The organism is Kocuria sp. PD6 (assembly GCF_031844145.1).
Classification (GTDB): Bacteria; Actinomycetota; Actinomycetes; order Actinomycetales; family Micrococcaceae; genus Kocuria; species Kocuria marina.
Map to the genome: position 1 here is coordinate 1 of NZ_JAUZUS010000019.1, position 20,199 is coordinate 20,199.

Below are 20,199 nucleotides of genomic sequence, written 5' to 3' on the forward strand. Positions count from 1 at the left end.
ACAAGACCCCTCACCAGGGCCACAACGGTCGGTTATTCGATCGAGCCGCTCGGGGCCGATCGACGATTTTGATAGTTGCCTCTCGGATCGAACCTCTTTCGGTCCGCCGCAATGCGACTCATCAAGCTTAGTTCCGCGTTGCTCGGCGTGTCAACTTGACTGTTCAAGCCGATTCGCTTCGCGCTGCCGAATGCCAGGCAACCATAGCATGAACGAGGTCCGACGTGTCGGGCTGATCTTTGCTGGTCACCCCGCGGCTCCGGTTCCTTCTCGGTTCCTCGCCGCGGCGACTCGGAATACATTACACACGAGCCGGGACCGGCGCAAAACGCTGGCCCCGGCTCGCGGGTGCTCCGCCGTGCGGCGGTTCCGGGCGTCCATGCCCGGGGTATGTGACCAGGGCCCGACGGGGACCCGGTGCCCGACGATCAGCTCCCGACCGTGACGGCTGCCAGGTTCTTCTTGCCCCGGCGCAGCAGCGCGAACCGACCGTGCAACAGGTCGTCCGCGGTCAGGGTGGCGTCCTCCCCCGAGAGCTTGCGGTTGTTGACGGAAGCACCGCCCTCCTTGAGCGTGCGCCGCGCGGCGGACTTGGATTCCGCCAGGCCCGTGGCCACGAGCAGATCCACCACGGCGTGCTCACCCGGTGCGACCTCCGCGTGGGGCAGCTCTGCCGCGACCGCCGCGAGCGTGTCTTCGTCCAGGTCCTCGAAGGAACCCTTGCCGAACACGGCGGCGGACGCCTCGATCGCCTTGCGCGTGGCCTCGGGCCCGTGCACCAGGGTGTTGACGTCCGAAGCCAGGACCTTCTGGGCCTCACGCCGGAAGGGTTCCTCCTCGGTGAGACGCTGCAGTTCCGCGATCTCCTCGCGGGTGCGGAAGGTGAAGACCTTGAGTCGATCCGCCACGTCCGCGTCCGCGGTGTTGAGCCAGAACTGGTAGAAAGCGTAGGGCGAGGTCAGTTCCGGATCCAGCCAGATGGCATTGCCCTCCGACTTCCCGAACTTGGTGCCGTCCGAGTTGGTGATCAGCGGCGTGCCGATCGCGTGCACCGTGGCACCCTCGGCCTTGCGCACCAGGTCGGTGCCGGAGGTGAGGTTGCCCCACTGGTCGGAACCGCCGGTCTGCAGGACGCAGTCGTACTGCCGGTACAGGTTGAGGAAGTCCAGTCCCTGCAGGATCTGGTAGCTGAACTCGGTGTAGGAGATCCCCTCTTCCGAGTTCAACCGCTTGGCCACGATGTCCTTCTTGATCATGGTGCCCACGCGGAAGTTCTTGCCGATGTCCCGCAGGAAATCGATCGCGGACAGCTGGGACGTCCAGTCCAGGTTGTTGACCATGCGCGCGGGATTGTCCCCCTCGAAGGACAGGAACCGCTGGACCTGTTCGCGCAGCAGATTTACCCATTCGGCCACGGTCTCGCGCGAGTTCAGGACGCGTTCCGAGGTCTGCCGCGGATCACCGATCAGCCCGGTGGATCCGCCGACCAGACCGATCGGGTGGTGTCCCGCGAGTTGGAGTCGGCGAAGCAGCAACAACTGCACCATGTGTCCCAGGTGCAGGGAGGACGCCGTGGGGTCGAACCCGCAGTAATACGTGATGGGACCACCGTCGAGCGTTTCCTGCAGGGCCTCCGCATCCGTGGAGACCTGGACGAGTCCGCGCCAGTTCAGCTCCTCCCACAGGGAGGAGAAGGACGGATCGTTGTGCTGCGTGCTGAGATCGGTGGTTGACACGTGGACTAAGTTATCAGGCCGCCGTGGGGTCCCCGGCGCCCGGTTCCCCGGGTTGCGGGGTGATCCCGTCGGGCAGTCCGTGGGCCGCCACGAGGTACAACCGCTGGGTGGGACGGGTCATGGCCACGTACAGATTGCCCGGGCCCCCGGCGGGGTCGTCCGCGATCTCCGTGGGTTCCACGACCACCACGGAATCGAACTCGAGGCCCTTGGCATCCCACGGGGTGAGCACCATGATCCGCCGGTCCAGGCTGCGCATGCCCGCGGCCACGAGCCCCGGGAAGGCCTCGTCCAGGGCCTTACCCACCGCGGCCAAACGTCCCCCGGGGCACACCACTCCCACGAGACCCCCGGCGAGCCGCTCCAGTTCGCGCCGCACCTGCGCCACGATCTCCGCGGCCAGCTCCGCCTCGACGGCCACCGGCACGATCACGGGCGGATCGCCGCCGCGCACCGCCGTGGGATCGGAGACCGCGATCCCCGTAGCCTGCGCGACCCGCACCGCGGCGTCGGCGATCGGTTGCGGGGTGCGGTAGTTGACCGTGAGTTCCTCGAGCGTGAAGCGCTCCCCCACGAACGGCTCGAGCGCCTCGTCCCAGGTCCGGGCCGCCGCCGCGTTCCCCGCCTGGGCGATGTCCCCGACCACCGTGAAGGACTTCAGGGGGCACCGGCGCATGAGCACGCGCCACTGCATGGGCGAGAGTTCCTGCGCCTCGTCCACGACTACGTGCCCGTACGCCCACGTACGGTCCGACGACGCCGCTTCGGCCGCCGTCATCCGGTGCGGCGCCTCAGCGTTGAAAGACGTGAGCTGTTCGACCGTGACGACGCCCTGGGCACCGATGTCCTCGAAACCCTCCGCCATGGCCTCGAGCGCCTTCTGCGCCGATTCCTGGGCCTTGCGCTCCTCGAGCGAACGGTCCCCGCGCACCTTGATACCGGCGGACTCGAAGTCGCCCAACAGTTCCGCGGCCTCGTCCAGCAGGGCGACGTCGGGTACGGTCAACGGCGCGTCGACGGGCCGCAACAGGCGCGAGACCTGGGCGTCCGAGAGCCGCGGGGCGGCGGAGCGCAGGTAGTGCTCCTTGGCGAACAACTGAGCCACGAGTTGCTGGGGTGTCAAGGGCAACCACAGCAGGTTGAGCGCGATGCGTACCTCTCGGGACTGTCGCAGGTCCTCCTTGAGGTACGAGCGGTCCATCGTGGTCCCGGCCTTCTCGTTGAGCTCGTCCCCGAGGTTCTGGGCGAGCTCCTTGACGATGACCTTCACGAACGTCTCGCGGGCCTCGTTGTGCGGCTTGCCCGTGGCGCGCGCACGCTCCCGGGCCCGGCGCACGAGCGAGGGTTCGAGCCGCACGCGGTGGCCGTCCACGGTGAGCCACTGCGTGCGCTCGGGAACCTTCTGACGGTCAGCAACGGCGCGCTTGATGACGTCCACCATGTGCAGCCCGGACTTCCAACGGGTCACCCAGGGGTCGGTCTCGACCGTGCCGTGTACACCCGGATAGAGGTCCGCGAGGGACGACATCACCACGCCGGTCTCCCCGAGCGCCGGAAGCACGCGTTCGATGTACCACAGGAACGACGACGACGGACCCACGATCAGCACACCCGACTTGGCGAGCCGCTCCCGGTGTTCGTATAACAAGTACGCGGCACGGTGCAGGGCCACGGCGGTCTTGCCGGTACCCGGGCCACCCTGGACCACGCGCACCCCGGACAGCGGGGCGCGAATGATGCGGTCTTGTTCGGCCTGGATCGTGGCGACGATGTCCGTCATGCGGCCCGTGCGCTCGGAGTTCAGGGCCGCGATGAGCGCGCCCTCGCCGTGCACAACCTCGGCGTCGGAGACGGCACCCGGATCCAGGACGTCGTCCTCGAGGGCGGTGACCTCCCGCCCGTCCATGATGAGGTGGCGTCGACGCACCAGGTCCATGGGGTTGGCGGCGGTGGCCTGGTAGAAAGCCCCGGCCTCGCGGGCCCGCCAGTCCAGTACGAGCCGGCGGTGGTCCTCCGTGGCCAGCCCGAGCCGGCCCACGTAGTGCCGCTCCCCCTCGGTGGTGTCCAGGCGACCGAAGACCAAACGTTCATCCACCGAGTTGAGTTGGGTGAGGCGGTCCTCGTAATGCGTGGCGAATGCGTCACGTTCGGAGCGCGCCTGGTGTCCCCCGCCGAAGTTCGTGGTCCGGACGCGGCGCAACTCGTCCGCATTGAGTTGCCGCAACTCGTCCAACCGGGCGTAGGCCTCGGCGACGTAGCGCCGTTCCTCCCCCAGTTGCCGGGACACCTCCACGGATGCGGATTCCTCCACGCACTTCACCTCACGCACACTGCCGACGGGTCCGGTCGCTCAACCGGCGATCGTCTATCCTACCGCTCGATCCGCGCGACTCCCCCGTCACACGCGCAACAGTGCGCGCACGCGATGCCCACCCAGTTGGGCCCGGCCGCGCAGCGCAGTCAGCTCCATGATCACGCCGAAACCCGCGACGTTGTACCCGCCGCGCGTCAACAACGACGCCGTGGCACCCAGGGTCCCGCCCGTGGCGAGGACGTCGTCCAGGACCAGGACGCGCGAACCGCGGGGAGCGTCGTCGGTGTGGATCTCCAGGGTGCCCGTGCCGTACTCGAGGTCGTAGGCCTGGGAGATGGTCTCGCGCGGGAGCTTGCCCGCCTTGCGCACCGGGATGATCCCCACCCCGGACGCGTACGCCACGGCCGCGGCGATCATGAATCCGCGCGCCTCCACACCGGCCACGCAGTCGTACTGGCCGCGGAAGGCGTCCACGAGCGCGTCCACGGTGCGCTGGAAACCGTCCCCGTCCGCGAACAGGGGCGTGAGATCGCGGAAGAGCACCCCCGGCTCGGGATGGTCGGGGATCTTGGCGCACAACCGGTCGATCATCTGTTCCACGGATTCAGTCACCGCTCCATCGTATCCGGCGCACCGCGCGGCGGGCGGTGCGCTAGCGCGTGCGGCGGCGTTTGACGGTGGCCTTGCGGTACGGGGACACCGTGGGCTCGCCCGGCAGTGCGTAGCGCCACGGGTACGCGTCCGTCCCGCCCTCCCCGGACACGCCGGTACGGGCCGTCACGACGACGTCGTTCGCGGGGCGTTGCGCCAGGACCAGTCCGGCCCACGTGTCGTCACCGCGCCGTTCGACCTCCTCGCGCGCCCGGGCCACGGGATCGGGGGCGATGCCGAGATCGGCGAGCGCGGCGCCGTCGTCGTCGCGGGTCAGTGCGAGGGCTTGCGCCACGTTGCCGGGCCCGCGCGCGAGCGATGCGAAGGCCGGTTCGGAACTGCGGTTTGCGAGCCTGCGCTGCGTGGCCACCTCGGTGCCCAGCACGACCTCGCCCGAGCGGATCAGGACACCGCCACCGACGCCCTCGGGCCGGCACACGAAGTTCACCGCGTGATGCAGCCCGTACGTGAAGTACACGTAGACGTGCGCGGGCGGGCCGAACATCGAGGCGTTGCGCGCCGTGCGACCCCGGTAGGTGTGGGCCCCGGGATCCGGCAGGTCCGAGTCCTGCGGGCCGCCATAGGCCTCGACCTCGGTCAGCCGCAGCCCCACCGTGCCCCCGGGGCGCGCGCACACGAGGACGGCGCCGAGCAGCCGGGGAGCGACGTCGGGGGCCGGGGCGAGGAGAAGCTCGTGCAGTCCGGCCGTCACGAGACGACGGGCTCGCGCGCGGCGAAGGCGTCCAGCTCCGCGAGCTGGCGTTCGAGCTCGGTGAGCTGTTGGGCGACCGCGTCCGGCGCGGTGCCGCCCTGGGAGTTGCGCGAGGACAGGGAGCCCTCGACCGTGAGCACCTCCCGGACCCCGGGCGTGAGGTGCGGCGAGATCGCGGCGAACTGCTCATCGGTCAGGTCCCACAGCTCGATTCCCTCGTCCTCGCACACGCGCACGGCCTCCCCGGAGATCTCGTGCGCCTCGCGGAATGGGACGCTCTGGCGCACGAGCCACTCGGCGACGTCGGTCGCGAGCGCGAAACCCTGCGGGGCGAGCTCGGCGAGGCGCTGCGTGTGGAACTCGAGGGTCGCCATCATGCCCGTGACGGCGGGCAACAGCACCTCGAGCTGGTCGATCGCGTCGAAGACGGGTTCCTTGTCCTCTTGCAGATCCCGGTTGTACGCGAGCGGCAACCCCTTGAGGGTCGCGAGCAAACCCGCGAGGTCACCGATCAACCGCCCGGCCTTACCGCGCGCGAGTTCCGCGACGTCCGGGTTCTTCTTCTGCGGCATGATCGATGAACCGGTCGAATAGGCGTCGTCCAGGGTCACGAACGAGAACTCCTTGGTGGCCCACGTGGTCACCTCCTCGCTCATCCGGGAGACGTCCACGGCGGCCATGGCGCACACCCACGCGAACTCCGCGTAGACGTCCCGCGACGCGGTGCCGTCGATCGAGTTGAACACCGCGGAGTCGAAGCCGAGCTCGGCCGCCACGGCATTGGGGTCCAGGCCCAGCGACGATCCCGCGAGCGCGCCCGAACCGTACGGGGACACCGCTGCACGGTTGTCCCAGTCGGCGAGCCGCTGGACGTCCCGCAGTACCGCCCACGCGTGGGCGAGCAGGTGGTGGGACAGCAGCACGGGCTGGGCGTGCTGCAGGTGGGTGCGCCCGGGCATGGGGGCGTACGGGTGGCGCCGCGCCTGCTCCACGAGGGCTCGCACGAGCTCCAGCAGGTTGCGCGCGATGATCGAGGCGTGGTCGCGCAGGTACATCCGACCCAGGGTCGCGATCTGGTCGTTGCGGGAGCGACCCGCGCGCAGCTTGCCGCCGAGGTTCGCCCCGGCGCGCTCGATGAGCCCGCGCTCGAGGCACCCGTGGACGTCCTCGTCCGACGGCGACGGCGCGTACGCCCCGCTGCGCACGTCCGCCTCGAGCCGGTCGAGTGCGTCCAGCATCCCGCTCAACTCGTCCTCGCTCAACAGGCCGGCCGTGTGCAGCACGCGGGCGTGGGCGCGGGACCCCGCGATGTCGTACGGCGCCAGACGCCAATCGAAATCGGTGGACTTGCTCAGCGCGGCGAGGGCGTCCGCGGGCCCGCCCGCGAATCGACCGCCCCACAGGGCGCCCTCGTTGGTTCCGTGCTGCTCGTGCTGGGCCATGATGCTCCTCGTGGACGTCGTGGGACCGTGGATTGCCGGGCACTTACCCGGCGTGGGGAACGGCCGGGCTCCAGTTTAGGAGCCCGGCCGTTCGCGATGATGTGGTGATCACCCTCGCACCGGGGCGCGGGAGACGGATGTCAGCCCTCGGCGAGGCCCTGCTCGCGGCGGGAGGCCACCTTGGAGGACATCCCGAACAGTTCGATGAACCCGCGGGCGTTGGACTGGTCGAAGGAGTCACCTTCGTCGTACGTGGCCAGGTTGAAGTCGTAGAGACCCGTGGACGAACGCCGCCCGGTCACGGTGGCCCGGCCCGCGTGCAACTCCATGCGGATGTCACCGTTGACGTACTTCTGGGTGTCCTCGATGAACACGTCCAAGGACTTCTTCAACGGGGAGAACCACTGGCCGTCGTAGACGAGCTCGGTCCAGCGCTGACCCACGGTCTTCTTGAAGCGGGCCTGCTCGCGCTCGATCGTGACGTTCTCGAGTTCCTTGTGCGCGGCGATCAACGCCATGGCACCCGGGGCCTCGTAGATCTCGCGGGACTTGATGCCCACGAGCCGGTCCTCAACGATGTCGATCCGCCCCACACCCTGGGCACCCGCGCGGCGGTTGAGCTCCTGGATGGCCTGCAGCGGCGTGACGGGCTTGCCGTCGAGCGCCACGGGCACTCCCTGCTCGAACGTGATCACGACCTCGTCCGCGGCGGGCGGGAACGTGGGATCGTCCGTGTAGTCGTAGACGTCCTTGGTGGGCGCGTTCCAGATGTCCTCGAGGAACCCGGTCTCCACCGCGCGGCCCCACACGTTCTGGTCGATCGAGAAGGGGTTCTTCTTGGTCGTGGCGATCGGCAGGTTGTTGTTCTCCGCGTACGTGATGGCCTTCTCACGGGTCAACGCGAGGTCACGTACCGGCGCGATGCACTTGAGTTCGGGACCCAGGGTCTGGATGCCCACCTCGAAGCGCACCTGGTCGTTGCCCTTGCCCGTGCAGCCGTGGGCCACCGTGGTGGCACCGAACTGCTTCGCGGCCTTCACGAGGTGCTTGACGATCACCGGGCGGGAGACGGCCGAGACCAGGGGGTAGGAGTCCATGTAGAGGCCGTTGGCCTTCAACGCGGGCATGCAGTACTCGCTCGCGAACTCGTCACGGGCGTCCGCGACGTACGCCTCCACGGCACCGCAGTCCAGGGCGCGCTGACGTACGGTCTCGAGGTCCTCGCCACCCTGTCCGACATCCACGGCCACGGCGATGACCTCGGCACCGGTGGCCTCACCGATCCACCCGATGGCCACGGACGTGTCCAATCCGCCCGAGTAGGCCAATACCACGCGATCACTCACGGTGCTTTCCTCCACAACTGCTCGATGACGCCGACTACGCGGGAGTGCCCCGCGGCTCATGCATGACTATACACAGCAATCAGTATTTATGCATCGAGGGTCAGTTCGCGCTTCAAAATCTTGCCCGTCGGGCCCTTGGGCAGCTCGTCCACGATCCGGTAGATCCGGGGGTACTTGTACTTGGCCACCCGCTCCTGGACGAACGCGTCCAGCTCTCGCGTGAGCGCCTCGCGGCCCTTGGACTGGAGCACCCCGGACTCGAAGACCACCACGGCCCCGACCTCCTCGCCGTGCTTCTCGCTCGGGACCCCCAGCACCGCGGCCTCCACCACGCCGGGGAACTGGTAGATGGCCTCCTCGACCTCGCGCGGGTACACGTTGTAACCGCCGCGCAGGATCATGTCCTTCTTACGGTCCACGATGAAGAACGCGCCGTCCTCGTCCTCGCGGGCCATGTCACCGGTGTGGAACCAGCCGCCGCGCATCGCGTTCTCGGTGGCCTCGGGCTTGTTCCAGTAGCCCTTCATCACGTACTGCCCGCGCACCACGAGCTCACCGACCTCGTTGGTGGGGACCTGCTGGTCGTCCCCGTCCACCACGCGCAGCTCCGCACCGCGCACGGCCGTGCCGATGGAGCCCGGCTTGCGCTCGTTGCCCGGCTGATTGAAGCACACCACCGGCGAGGTCTCGGACAGCCCGTACCCCTCGAACACGGTGGTGTTGAAGACCTTCTCGAACTTGACCATGACCTCCACGGGCATGGGGGACCCTCCGGACACGCCGGCACGCAGGTCCACGCCCTCGACGGCCTGCGGGTCCTGGTTGGCCTGGTGCAGCAGGGCCACGTACATGGTGGGGACCCCCGCGAAGATCGTGACACCGTCGCGGCTCAGGATCTCCAGGGCCTTGCCCGGGTGGAAGCGGGGCAGCAGAGTCACGGCCGCACCGCTGCAGATCACGCCGTTGAGCGCCACCGTCTGGCCGAACACGTGGAAGAAGGGCAGCCCGCCGAACATCACGTCCCCGTGGTGCAGGTTGAACACCTCGCCGGCGACCTCGGCGTTGGTGAGCAGGTTGTGGTGGGTCAGCTCCGCACCCTTGGGGCGGCCGGTGGTCCCGGACGTGTAGAGCAGAACGGCCGTGTCCGAGTCCTGACGCTCCACGACGTCACGGTCGGGATCCACACCCTGGAGGCGCTCCACCGTGCCGCGGGCGCTGATGGGCAGCACGTTGAGGCCCTCGATCTCCTCGGCCGCCTTCTGACTGGCCTGCGCCATGTCCTCCCACGCGAGCACGAAGGAGCACCCGGAGTCCTGGAAGTGGTAGGTGAGCTCTCGGGGCGTGAGCAGGGGGTTGAGGGGGACGACGATGCCGCCGGCGCGCAGGATCGCGTAGTACAGCACGGCCATGTGGGGCACGTTGGGCAGCACGAGGGCCACGCGGTCCCCCGGTCGGATGCCGTTGGCCTTGAGCAGCGCCGCGCCGCGGGCGGAGAGATCGTCCAGCTGCCCGTAGGTCATGTGCAGCTCGTCGAGAATGATCGCGGGATCGGACGTGTACTGGGCGGCCGAGGTGGTGAGCAGGGTGGCCAGGTTGGTCATGGGTCCTCCAGAAGACAGTGTGAGTTCTAACACGTGATACTGCCCGTATCGGATATTCGAGTCAAACGTCGACCCCGCCCGGATTCCACGTGCGACACTAGACAGCGCCGCACGCGACGAGCCCCGTCCGCCGCTCTCCGCAATCCCGTCAATTCGTTCCCGGGCCACGGGCCGTGGCCCCGCACAGGAGGATCCCCCGTGACCGACCAGCACAGAAACGCGCAGAGCCCCCAATTCACCGAGACGGAGCTGGCCTACGTCTCATCCCTGTTCGACGCCGCCCGCAACGGCGACACCCAGCTGCTGAGCTCTGCGCTCGACGCCGGGGTGCCGGTCAACCTCACGAACAGCAAGGGGGACACCCTGCTGAACCTGGCGGCGTACCTGGAGCGCGAGGAGACGGTGGCCATGCTGCTTGCCCACGGCGCGGACACCGAGCGCGTGAGCGACATGGGCTTCACTGCCCTGGTCTGTGCGGTGTTCCGCGGCAACGAGCCCATTGCCCGCGCTCTGCTCGAGGCGGGGGCGGGCCAGGCCACGGGTCACCAGCACGCACAGGACGTGGCCCGCGTCTTCGGCCAGGAGCACCTGCTGCCGCTGCTGGAGAGCTACGAGACGCGCGAGGCCTGAACCGGGCGGACGGCACCTGCTCTTCCAGGGGCTGGGGGCCCACCGTCGGGAGGTGGCACGGGCGCGGACGGCGCGCGGGCGGCGTCGTCCGCGTGCCTGGCGGGCGCGCTCAGCGGGCGAGGTCCAGGAACTTCCGCGCGAGCTGCTCCCCGCCCTGGGGATCCCGGCTGACCACCATAATGGTGTCGTCCCCGGCAATGGTGCCGAGCACCTCGGGGAGCAGCGAGTGGTCGATCGCCGAGGCGAAGTACTGCGCGGCCCCGGGCGGGGTGCGCAGGATCACGAGGTTGGCGCTGCCCTCGGCCGTCACGAGCAGCTCGCGGCACAGTGCGGCGAGCTTGGCATCGGTGCTCTCACGGGTGACGCCGCTGGTCGGGGACCGGTCCACCCCCGCCTGGGGAACCGCGTAGACCATGCCCCCGCTCGCGGAGCGCACGCGCACCGCCTCAAGTTCCACGAGGTCCCGGGACAGGGTCGCCTGGGTCACCTGGATGCCGTCCGCCGCGAGCAGTTGGGCCAGTTCGGCCTGCGAGTGGACGTCTCCTCCGGTCACAAGTTCGAGGATCCGGGCCTGGCGCGCCGTCTTGGTCGTGGGGATGCTCACCGTGCCTCCTCCCGGCGCAGGGCGGCGGGCAGGTCCGCGGCCAGTCCCGAGGAATCCAGCAGGAACGTGAGCAGGGCCTTCTGCGCGTGCACCCGGTTCTCGGCCTCGTCCCACACCCGGGACGCGGGGCCGTCGATCACGTCCGCGGCGACCTCGAAGCCGCGGTAGGCGGGCAGGCAGTGCAGGAACACGGCGTCGTCGGCCGCGAGCGCCATGGCCTCGGAGGTCACGGAGTACGGCGTGAAGATCTGCGCGCGCTCGGTTTTCTCGCTCTCCTGGCCCATGGACACCCACGTGTCGGTGACAACGGCGTCCGCGTCCTTCAGCGCCTCTCTCGCGTCCGTGGTCACGAGCACCGAGCCGCCGGTGAGCTCGGCGCGTTCGCGGGCCGCGGCGACGACGTCCTCGCGCGGCAGGTAGCCTTCCGGCCCGGCCACGCGCACGTGCATGCCGGCCGTGGCGCAGCCGAGCAGGTAGGAGTTCGCCATGTTGTTGGCGGCGTCCCCCAGGTAGACCAGGGTGCGCCCGGCCACGTCCCCGAACTCCTCGCGCAGCGTCAGCAGGTCCGCGAGGATCTGGCACGGGTGGTAGTCGTCGGACAGGGCATTGATCACTGGGACGTCGCTGAACTCGGCCATCTCCTCGAGCCCGGACTGCGCGTACGTGCGCCACACGATCGCCGCGAGCATCCGGGAGAGCACGCGGGCGCTGTCCGCGACGGTTTCCTTGTGGCCCAGCTGGGACTCCCCCGGGTTGATGATCAGCGGGTTGCCGCCCAGGTCGCTCACCCCGGCCGCGAACGAGACGCGGGTGCGGGTGGAGGTCTTGTCGAAGATGATCCCCACGGTCTGCGGACCCGCGAGCGGGCGGCGGGAGAACCGGTCCGCCTTGAGCGCGGCGGCAAGGTCCAGGACCCCGGACTGTTCCTCGGGGGTGAGATCGGTGTCGACCAGGAAGTGACGGGGCACGGGGGATTCTCCTTCGGGTGTGTTGCTGTCCGGGGCTCAGCGGGCGCGGACGGTCTCGAGCACATGCGGCAGGGCCTCGACGAACGTGTCTGCCTGCTCCGCGGTGATGATGAGAGGCGGCGCCAGACGCAGCGTGGTGGGTCCGGTGGCGTTGAGGATGAATCCCGCCTCGCGCGCGGCGGCGACGACGCGCTGGGCCATGGGGTCCCCGGAGGTCCCGGCGTTCTCCGCGTCCTCGGTGTTCTTCGCGACGAGGTCCACGCCGACCAACAGACCGTACTGGCGGACCTCCCCCACCCCGGGGACCTCCCGCAGCCGCTGCGCGAGGTGGGCTCCCACGTCCCGGGCCTTGTCGAGCAGGTTCTCGTTCTCGAGGGTCGTGACAGTCGCGAGTCCCGCGGCCATCGCCAGGGGGTTGCCCCCGAACGTGGTGCCGTGCTGACCCGCTCCCAGTAGGGCCGAGACCTCCGGTCCCGCCGTGAGCATGGCCCCCACGGGGAACCCGCCACCGAGCCCCTTGGCGAACGTCACAGCATCCGGGAACTCACCCCGGGGCAGCTGGGCGGTGGCGGCGAGCCACGCGCCGGTGCGGCCCATCCCGGACTGCACCTCGTCCACGATCAGCAGTGCACCGCGCTCCCGCGTGAGCCTGCGGGCCAGTGCCAGGAACCCCTCGGGTAGCCCGTGCACGCCGGCCTCGCCCTGGACGGGTTCCACGATCACCGCACTCACGGTGTCGTCGAGTTCGCGCTCGAGGGCCTCCGCCGTGGCCGGGATGTGGGTGACCCCGGCGGGCAGCGGTTCGAACGGTTCGCGGTAGGCCGCCTTGGCCGTAAGTGACAGGGATCCCATGGTCCGGCCGTGGAACGAGTTCTCGAGTGCGAGCACACGCGTCCGGGGCCGACCCTGCGCGTCCGGGTGCGCGCGACCATGGCGGCGCGCGAGCTTGAACGCGGCCTCGTTCGCCTCCGAGCCCGAGTTCGCAAAGAACACGTGGGAGCCCTCGGGCGCCCCCGTGACCTTGAGCAGTTTCTCGGCCAGGTGGATACTGCCCGGGGACGTGAACAGGTTGGAGATGTGCGCAAGAGTTCCCGCTTGCTCCGAGACCGCCCGCACCCACGCGGGGTGCGCGTAGCCCAGGGCGTTCACCGCGATCCCCGCGAGCAGGTCGAGGTACCGCTTGCCGTTGGCATCGGTGACGTGCACGCCCTCGCCCGACACGAGCACGAGTGATGGATCCCCGAACACTCCCAGAAGGTGTTCCTTGTACTCCCCCAGCAGTTCGTCCTGGTTGCTCATGTGTGCTCAACTCCGTCCGGTGTGACCTCTGTGCCGATACCCGTGTCCGTGAAGATCTCCAACAGGGACGAGTGCTCCGTGCGCCCGTCCACGATGCTCGCGCGCGGCACACCGCCGTCCACCGCTCGTAGAGCCGCCCGCATCTTGGGGATCATCCCCGATTCGAGCTCCGGCAGCATCTCACGCAGTTCCGCCGCGGATAGGGACGAGATCAGCGACGAGCGATCCGGCCAGTCCGCGTAGAGCCCCTCGACGTCCGTGAGGGCCACGAACTTCTCCGCGCCCAGGGCCACGGCCACCTCGGCGGCCGCCGTGTCCGCATTGACGTTGAGGACTTGCCCCGTGAGCGCACCCCGCCCCGCGGCATCGTCGTCCGAATCCGCGAGCTCCGGGGCGATCGAGGCGATGACCGGGATCTTACCGATGTCCAGCAGCTGCTCGACCGCGACCGTGTTGACGCGCGTGACGGTACCCACGAGACCGAGGTCCAGGGGCGCGCCGTCGGACCCGATGCGCACGCGGCGCGCCTGCAGCAGCCCCGCGTCCTCGCCGGACATGCCCACCGCGTACGGGCCGTGGGCGTTGATCAGGCCCACGAGTTCCCGCCCCACCTGCCCGGTGAGGACCATGCGGATGACAGACATGGCCTCGGGCGTGGTCACGCGCAGACCGTCCTTGAACTCGGACGGGATGTTCAGGGACTCGAGCATCGCGCTGATCTGCGGGCCGCCGCCGTGGACCACGACCGGGCGGATGCCCACGTGGCGCAGGAAAACCATGTCCTCCGCGAAGGCGCGCCGCAGGTCGTCGTTGATCATGGCGTTGCCGCCGTACTTGAAGACCATGGTGGATCCCGCGTAGCGCTGGATCCACGGCAGGGCCTCCATGAGGGTCTCCGCCTTCGAGCGGGCCGTCTCGTACCTGGTGTTATCGCTGAGTCGTGACATGGTGGGCGCGCTAGCTGGAGTAGGCGCTGTTCTCCTCGACGTAGTCATGGGTGAGGTCGTTGGTCCACACGGTCGCGCTCGCGTCCCCGGCCTTGAGGTCAATGAGGACGTCCACAGCGCGCGACGCCGCGAGGTCCACGCCCTCGCGCGGATCACCGATCGCGCCGTTGCGGCACACCGTCACCCCGTTGATGGTGACGTCGATCCGGTCGGGGTCGAACTGGGCGTCCGTGGTGCCCACCGCCGAGAGCACACGCCCCCAGTTGGGGTCGTTACCGAACACCGCTGTCTTGAACAGGTTGGAGCGGGCCACCGTGCGGGAGACGTCCTCCGCCTCGGTCTCCGTGGCCGCGCCCACCGTGGTGATCGCGATGTCGTGGGAGGCACCCTCCGCGTCCGTGATCAGCTGCTGCGCGAGGCTGTGGCACACCGCGGTCAGTGCGTGCGTGAACTCCCCCTGGTCCGGACGCTGCGCCGAGGCGCCGGATGACATCAGGACCACGGTGTCGTTGGTGGACATGCACCCGTCCGAGTCCGCGCGGTTGAACGTGACACGGCACGCCTCCTTCAGGGCGAGCGAGAGCTCCTCCGCGCTCAGGACGGCGTCGGTCGTGAGGACCACGAGCATGGTGGCAAGCCCCGGTGCGAGCATGCCCGCCCCCTTGGCCATGCCGCCCACGCTCCACCCTGAGCCGCTCACGCAGGCCTGCTTGGGGACGGTGTCCGTGGTCATGATGGCCTCCGCGGCCTCCGCCGCGGCACGCTGCCCGGGTGCGAGCGCGGCCACGACGGCCGGGACCCCGCCGCGCACGACGTCCATCGGCAGCTGTTCCCCGATCAGCCCGGTGGAGCACACCAGAACGTCCCCTGCACCGATGCCCAGCTGCTCACCCACCAGCTCGGCGGTCTCGTGGGTGTTCTGGAAGCCCTGCGGGCCGGTGCACGCGTTCGCCCCGCCCGAGTTGAGCACCACCGCGCGGGCACGGCCCTGCCGGATCACCTCGCGGGACCAGTGGACGGGGGCGGCGGCCACGCGATTGCTGGTGAATTGGGCGGCCGCGGCGTCGTCGGGCCCGGTGTTGACCACCAAGGCGAGGTCACGGCCACCCGACTTCTTGAAGCCGGCCACCACGCCAGCGGCGCTGAAACCGGCCGCGGCGCACACGCCGGAGTCGGTGCTCACGGGGACGTCGGGAATGGGGTTGTGCGAGGACATCGCAGCTCCTGGTTCGGACGGGCGGTCGAGCGGGGACCCGGGATTCACGGTGCCACGCCCTGCGCAGCGAGGCCCGAGGTCTCGGGGAGGCCGAGGGCCAGGTTGAGGGACTGCACGGCGGCTCCCGCCGTCCCCTTGGTCAGGTTGTCGATGGCCGCGCTCACCACGAGCCGCCCGGCGTGCGGGTCCACGGCCAGCTGCAGCGCCACGTGGTTCGAGGCCTGCACCGACTTGGTGGTGGGCCACTGCCCCTCGGGCAACAGGTGGACGAACGGCTCGCCGTCGTACGCGGCGCGGTAGGCTTCCCGCACAGCTTCCTCGGTCGTGCCCGGGCGCAGCACGGCGGTGGCCGTGGTGAGGATGCCGCGGGGCATGGGGGCCAGGGTGGGGGTGAACGAGATCCGCACGCCCTCGCCTGCCGCCCATCCCAGCCCCTGTTCGATCTCCGGGGTGTGCCGATGCCCGCCGCCGACGCCGTACGGGGACATCCCCCCCATCGTCTCGGCACCGAGCAGGTGAGGTTTCAGGGCCTTGCCCGCGCCCGAGGTCCCGGACGCGGACACGATCACGATGTCCTGGGGAGACACCAGTCCCGCCGCCAGCGCGGGTGCCAGCGCGAGCAGCGATCCCGTGGGGTAGCAGCCAGGGACGGCGATCCGGGTGGCGCCGGGCAGGTTCTCTCGCTGCTTGCGGCCGTTCGGGTCCACGAGCAGCTCGGGCAGCCCGTAGGGCCACGTGCCGGCGTGGTCTGATCCGTAGAACGCTCCCCACGCTTCGGCGGACTCGAGCCGGTGGTCCGCCCCGGCGTCGATCACGACCGTGCCTGCGGGCAGCTGCTCGGCCAGCGCCGCGGACTGACCGTGGGGCAGGGCCAGGAACACGACGTCGTGGCCCGTGAGGTTCTGCGCGGTGGACTCGACGACGTCCCTGTCCACGAGCGCGTGCAGGTGCGGCTGGAGCGCCCCGAGCTTCTGCCCGGCGGAGGAGTGGGCCGCCACGGTGGCGATCTCGATGTCCGGGTGCCCGCACAGCAGACGGAGCACCTCTCCCCCCGCGTAGCCGGTGGCGCCTGAGACTGCAGCGGTGTAGGTCATGGGCTCCACCATACCGTATTCCTATGCACTCCACTCAATATTTATGCATAACGCGTTCCAAATCTCCGCGCGGGTGACCGCCCGCCCCGCCGACCGCCCCGACGTGCACTGCCTTGTGCCGGGAGGTGCCGCAGCGCGAGACTGACGGGGACGCCGTCGTGCCCCTCTGCGAGCACGGCACCCCGCTGCGAGGAGGAACTGACCATGAGCGAGACCACGATGCAGGCGATCGTCGCGCAGGAGCCCGGCGGCCCGGAGGTGCTGCGCCCGGCCGAGGTGCCCGTCCCCGAGCCCGGCCCCCGGGAGGTCCTCGTGCGGACCGAGGCCACCGGTGTGAACTTCATCGAGACCTACCAGCGCTCCGGTGTGTACCCCGTGGACTTCCCGTTCACGGCAGGCTCAGAGGGCACCGGCGAGGTCGTGGCTGTGGGCTCAGAGGTCACCACCGTGCGGACCGGTCAGCGCGTGGCAACCTCCGAGGCCACCCGCACGTACGCGCAGTTCTTCACGGTGGAGGAGGGCAAGGCGCTACCCGTGCCGGACGGCATGGACCCTCAGACCGCCGGTGCGCTGCCCCTGCAGGGACTCACGGCGCACTACCTGGTGCGGTCCACGTTCCCCGTGCAGCCCGGGCAGACCGCGGTGGTCACGGCGGCCTCCGGCGGTGTGGGCGGGCTGGCCATCCAGCTGCTCAAGCGCATCGGCGCCACCGTGATCGCGCTGACCTCCACCCCGGATAAGGCCGCGACGGCCAAGCGCCTCGGCGCGGACCACGTGCTCGGCTACGAGGGCTTCGCCGAGCGCGTGCGCGAGCTCACGGACGGCCTGGGCGCGGACGTGGTCTATGACTCTGTGGGCCGTACGACCTTCGACGAATCCCTCGCGGCCACCCGCGTGCGCGGGACCACCGTGCTCTTCGGGGGCTCCTCCGGCCAGGTGCCCCCGCTGGACCTGCAGCGGCTCAACAGCTCCGGGGCGCTCTACGTGACCCGCCCGTCCCTGGCTTACTACACGCGGGACCGGGACGAGCGCACGTGGCGCTGGGGCGAGCTCATGGACGCCGTGACCTCCGGGGGCCTCGAGGTCCGGGTGGGCGCCACGTACCCGCTCGGCGACGCCGCCGCCGCGCACCGCGACCTCGAATCCCGCGGCACGCAGGGGAAGCTCCTGCTGCTGCCGTGAGACGACACCGCCCCGTGGGTCCGGGAGCCCACGGGGCGGTGCGCCACCGGCTTGCGCCGGAGCGGAGATCCAGGTGTCCTGACCGGGGACGTTGATCAAACGTGAGAACGGCGGCTGGTTCCTGCAGGCCGTGTGAGGACGGTGCTCGTTGTACTGGTGGGGGGGCTGCTGCACGGATAGGTGACAGAGGGTAGTCACACAGCCTGGTCGGCTGGTGTGGTCATGGTGGTCTCGCACTCGATCGGCGTCAATCGGCCGAGGCGGTGTTGTCGTCGTCGGCGGTGGTAGGTCCGCTCGATCCAGGTGACGATCGCGATCCGCAACTCGTCGCGGGTGTCCCAGCGGCGGCTGTTGAGGACGTTCTTCTGCAGGAGCGCGAAGAAGGACTCCATCGCCGCGTTGTCGCCGCAGGCGCCGACCCGGCCCATGGACCCGACGAGCTGGTGGTGCCGTAGTCGGTGGACGTATCGGCGGCTTCGAAATTGACCGGGTTCAACCGGTGTCGTTGTGACACCGCAGGTCGGCGTGAGGGTGGCCTCTGGACCAGCGGGCCATCTCGATCGCGTCGAGAACCATCTCGGTGCGCATGTGCGACGCGACCCGCCACCCCACGATCATGCGGGAGAACGCGTCAACGATGAAGCACACATACGCGACACCTGCCCACGTCGGCACGAACGTCAGATCGGTCACCCACATCCGGTTCGGTACCGTCGCGGTGAACTCCCGCTTCACGAGGCCCGGGTGCCGCGCCGACGCCGGATCCGGCCGCGTCGTCTTCACTCGCTTCGACCGACTGGCGCCCTCGATCCCGGCGGCGCGCATCAGCCTGGCGGTCTGATCTGGGCCGATCATGATCCCGGCGCGTCGGGCGGCTTTCCAGAGCTTACGGACCCCATAGACCCGGTAGTTGCTCTCCCAGAGCTCGACCAGCAGTGGGATCAATTCCTTGTCCCGCACGGCACGTGCCGAGGGCGCACGGGTCTTGGCGGCGTAGTAGCTGCTCGGGGCCACCTGCAGCAGTCTGCAGATGAGCTCGACTCCGAACCGGCGAGCGTCCATGACGTCGTCCTTGTTCGTGTCGATGAACGCGACTATTTCCGGTAGTGGCGGTCGAGCTCCGCCCCGAAGAAAGAGGCGGCCCACGTGAGCACCTCGTTCGCCCGCTGCAACTCCCGGTTCTCTTGTTCGAGCTCACGCGCCCGCTGCGCCTCAGCCTAGCTCACGCCCGGGGTGACGCCGTCGTCGATGTCGGCTTGCTTGACCCACATCCGCACCGACTCGACCCCGTAACCGAGCTGCGTCGCCACGCGCTGCACGGCTCCCTACGTGACACCGAGCTCCGCGCGCAGCGTCCTCACCATCCGCACCGCAGCGGCCTTCTCCTCGACCGAGTAGCGACGCGTCGTCGGCTTCCCGTTCGCCAGTTCCTTCGGCATAACCCCATCCTCGTTTCCAACGTCAGGAGTCTCCAACAAACCCAGGGCGCTTCAGCCTGATGGTTCTGCACCCCTCCAGGCTGGAGTATGCGAGTAGCGGCGCCTACTTATCAGGTCCGGCGCTGGTCCCGGGATGCTGCGGTTTTTCTGGGGTTGGGTCTGGCATGTCATCGTCCCAATCGGCAGGCGGGGGTGGGGTATCGAAGGTGATATCCAGGTCTAGCAAGAGGTTGAGAGCGGGCTCAGGGCGGGGCATCTCCTGGGTCTGGCGCTGTCCCTCATGGGTCAGGATGGCCTGGAGTCGCTTCCACAGGTCGGTGAGGCGGTGTTCGTTGGGGTCTGGTGGCAGTCCCAGGGCGGTGGGTGCTTCGGTCTGCTGGGAGATCGCCCTCCATTGCAGGATCTCGCGTAGCGCGCCGGGGTGTTCCTGCTGGGCTTGCTGGAGCCACGGTTCCCCGGCGTTGTCGTGGATGATCTGCTGGGCGCGGGCGTCGATTCGCGCGGCGATGGTGTTGAGGTCGGCCTGGGTGAAGGAGCGTAGGTCGGCGTTCTTCGCGAGGTACTGACGCAGCAGGCGGTTCGTGTTCTCGTTCGTGCCGCGCTGCCACGGTGAGCGGGCGTCGCAGAAGAACACCTGCATGCCCAGGGCGTGTGCGATCTGATCGTGGCAGGCCATTTCTCGGCCGCGATCCCACGTCAACGACCGGCGTAGGTTCGGCGGCACGTCGGCGAGGTTGTTGATGAGCGCGTCTCTGACCGTGTCAGCCTTATACCCGTTTGGCAGGGCAACGACGCGCACCATGCGAGTGGAGCGTTCGACGAGCGTGGCCACGGCGGACGGGCGCCGGCCCATGACGAGGTCGCCTTCCCAGTGCCCCGCTTCGCGGCGCTCTTCCACGCTGGTGGGCCGATCGTGGATGGAGGTCATGTTCCGCAACACGCCGCGGCGTTGGCGGGGTTTCGCGACGCGCGCATGGCGCAGCGATTGCCCTGATCGCAGGAGATTTCCCTGTCGTGG

16 protein-coding genes, 1 pseudogene and 1 other annotated feature are annotated in these 20,199 nt (G+C 69.3%); of the genes and pseudogenes, 2 read left to right on the plus strand and 15 right to left on the minus strand.

The genetic code is table 11. The features are described 5' to 3' along the window. Positions 1 to 428 precede the first annotated feature (428 nt). The 7 genes from tyrS to Q9R22_RS12710 all read right to left on the minus strand — a co-directional run bounded on the left by tyrS (position 429) and on the right by Q9R22_RS12710 (position 9,802). Complete coding sequence (gene tyrS / locus Q9R22_RS12680; protein WP_131333155.1) at positions 429 to 1,736, minus strand: tyrosine--tRNA ligase; 1,308 nt, start codon at positions 1,734 to 1,736, stop codon at positions 429 to 431. Positions 1,737 to 1,749: 13 nt separating this feature from the next. Further along, positions 1,750 to 4,047 carry a HelD family protein gene (locus Q9R22_RS12685; RefSeq protein WP_396415678.1) on the minus strand — a complete coding sequence of 766 codons (2,298 nt, stop codon included), beginning with the start codon at positions 4,045 to 4,047 and terminating at the stop codon, positions 1,750 to 1,752. Between the two features lie 87 nt (positions 4,048 to 4,134). Continuing rightward, the gene (locus Q9R22_RS12690) at positions 4,135 to 4,662 is read right to left on the minus strand and encodes an adenine phosphoribosyltransferase (RefSeq protein WP_064845919.1); all 528 of its coding nucleotides are present in this window, start codon (positions 4,660 to 4,662) and stop codon (positions 4,135 to 4,137) included. A 40-nt stretch (positions 4,663 to 4,702) separates the two neighbouring features. Continuing rightward, the gene (locus Q9R22_RS12695; RefSeq protein WP_131333157.1) at positions 4,703 to 5,413 is read right to left on the minus strand and encodes a DNA-3-methyladenine glycosylase; all 711 of its coding nucleotides are present in this window, start codon (positions 5,411 to 5,413) and stop codon (positions 4,703 to 4,705) included. Beyond that, positions 5,410 to 6,855 carry an argininosuccinate lyase gene (gene argH / locus Q9R22_RS12700; RefSeq protein WP_131333158.1) on the minus strand — a complete coding sequence of 482 codons (1,446 nt, stop codon included), beginning with the start codon at positions 6,853 to 6,855 and terminating at the stop codon, positions 5,410 to 5,412. The genes Q9R22_RS12695 and argH overlap by 4 nt, the downstream gene beginning before the upstream one ends. 140 nt (positions 6,856 to 6,995) lie before the next feature. After that, positions 6,996 to 8,201 carry an argininosuccinate synthase gene (locus tag Q9R22_RS12705; RefSeq protein ID WP_064845922.1) on the minus strand — a complete coding sequence of 402 codons (1,206 nt, stop codon included), beginning with the start codon at positions 8,199 to 8,201 and terminating at the stop codon, positions 6,996 to 6,998. Positions 8,202 to 8,287: 86 nt separating this feature from the next. Beyond that, positions 8,288 to 9,802 (minus strand): long-chain fatty acid--CoA ligase, encoded by a 1,515-nt coding sequence (locus Q9R22_RS12710; protein WP_311254285.1) that lies wholly within the window; start codon positions 9,800 to 9,802, stop codon positions 8,288 to 8,290. A gap of 198 nt (positions 9,803 to 10,000) precedes the next feature. Between Q9R22_RS12710 and Q9R22_RS12715 the strand changes: the two genes are divergently transcribed. After that, a complete protein-coding gene (locus tag Q9R22_RS12715; RefSeq protein ID WP_311254286.1) occupies positions 10,001 to 10,432 on the plus strand; it encodes an ankyrin repeat domain-containing protein in 432 nt (143 codons plus the stop codon). A 109-nt stretch (positions 10,433 to 10,541) separates the two neighbouring features. Here Q9R22_RS12715 and Q9R22_RS12720 read toward each other — a convergent pair whose 3' ends face one another. From Q9R22_RS12720 to argC, 6 genes are read right to left on the minus strand one after another with little or no spacing between them, the layout of a single operon-like run. Next, positions 10,542 to 11,036, minus strand: coding sequence for an arginine repressor (locus Q9R22_RS12720; protein ID WP_131333160.1), 495 nt, complete (start codon positions 11,034 to 11,036; stop codon positions 10,542 to 10,544). Next, the gene (gene argF, locus Q9R22_RS12725; RefSeq protein ID WP_085106709.1) at positions 11,033 to 12,004 is read right to left on the minus strand and encodes an ornithine carbamoyltransferase; all 972 of its coding nucleotides are present in this window, start codon (positions 12,002 to 12,004) and stop codon (positions 11,033 to 11,035) included. Before argF ends, Q9R22_RS12720 begins: the two co-directional genes overlap by 4 nt. A 36-nt stretch (positions 12,005 to 12,040) precedes the next feature. After that, complete coding sequence (locus tag Q9R22_RS12730) at positions 12,041 to 13,303, minus strand: acetylornithine transaminase (protein ID WP_131333161.1); 1,263 nt, start codon at positions 13,301 to 13,303, stop codon at positions 12,041 to 12,043. Further along, the gene (gene argB, locus Q9R22_RS12735) at positions 13,300 to 14,250 is read right to left on the minus strand and encodes an acetylglutamate kinase (RefSeq protein WP_131333162.1); all 951 of its coding nucleotides are present in this window, start codon (positions 14,248 to 14,250) and stop codon (positions 13,300 to 13,302) included. Before argB ends, Q9R22_RS12730 begins: the two co-directional genes overlap by 4 nt. 10 nt (positions 14,251 to 14,260) lie before the next feature. Continuing rightward, entirely contained in the window at positions 14,261 to 15,466 is a 1,206-nt protein-coding gene (gene argJ, locus Q9R22_RS12740; protein ID WP_131333163.1) for a bifunctional glutamate N-acetyltransferase/amino-acid acetyltransferase ArgJ, read from the minus strand. A 44-nt stretch (positions 15,467 to 15,510) separates the two neighbouring features. Continuing rightward, entirely contained in the window at positions 15,511 to 16,560 is a 1,050-nt protein-coding gene (argC, locus tag Q9R22_RS12745; protein ID WP_131333958.1) for an N-acetyl-gamma-glutamyl-phosphate reductase, read from the minus strand. Positions 16,561 to 16,764: 204 nt separating this feature from the next. Between argC and Q9R22_RS12750 the strand changes: the two genes are divergently transcribed. After that, the gene (locus tag Q9R22_RS12750; protein ID WP_131333164.1) at positions 16,765 to 17,742 is read left to right on the plus strand and encodes a quinone oxidoreductase; all 978 of its coding nucleotides are present in this window, start codon (positions 16,765 to 16,767) and stop codon (positions 17,740 to 17,742) included. 194 nt (positions 17,743 to 17,936) lie between these two features. Here Q9R22_RS12750 and Q9R22_RS12755 read toward each other — a convergent pair. Further along, positions 17,937 to 19,181, minus strand: a pseudogene (locus tag Q9R22_RS12755) (IS3 family transposase). Then, positions 18,748 to 18,882 (minus strand) — a sequence feature (AL1L pseudoknot). It overlaps the preceding pseudogene by 135 nt. A 103-nt stretch (positions 19,182 to 19,284) precedes the next feature. Then, a partial coding sequence (locus Q9R22_RS12760) for an IS30 family transposase (protein WP_311254287.1) occupies positions 19,285 to 20,199 on the minus strand: 915 nt, incomplete at its 5' end.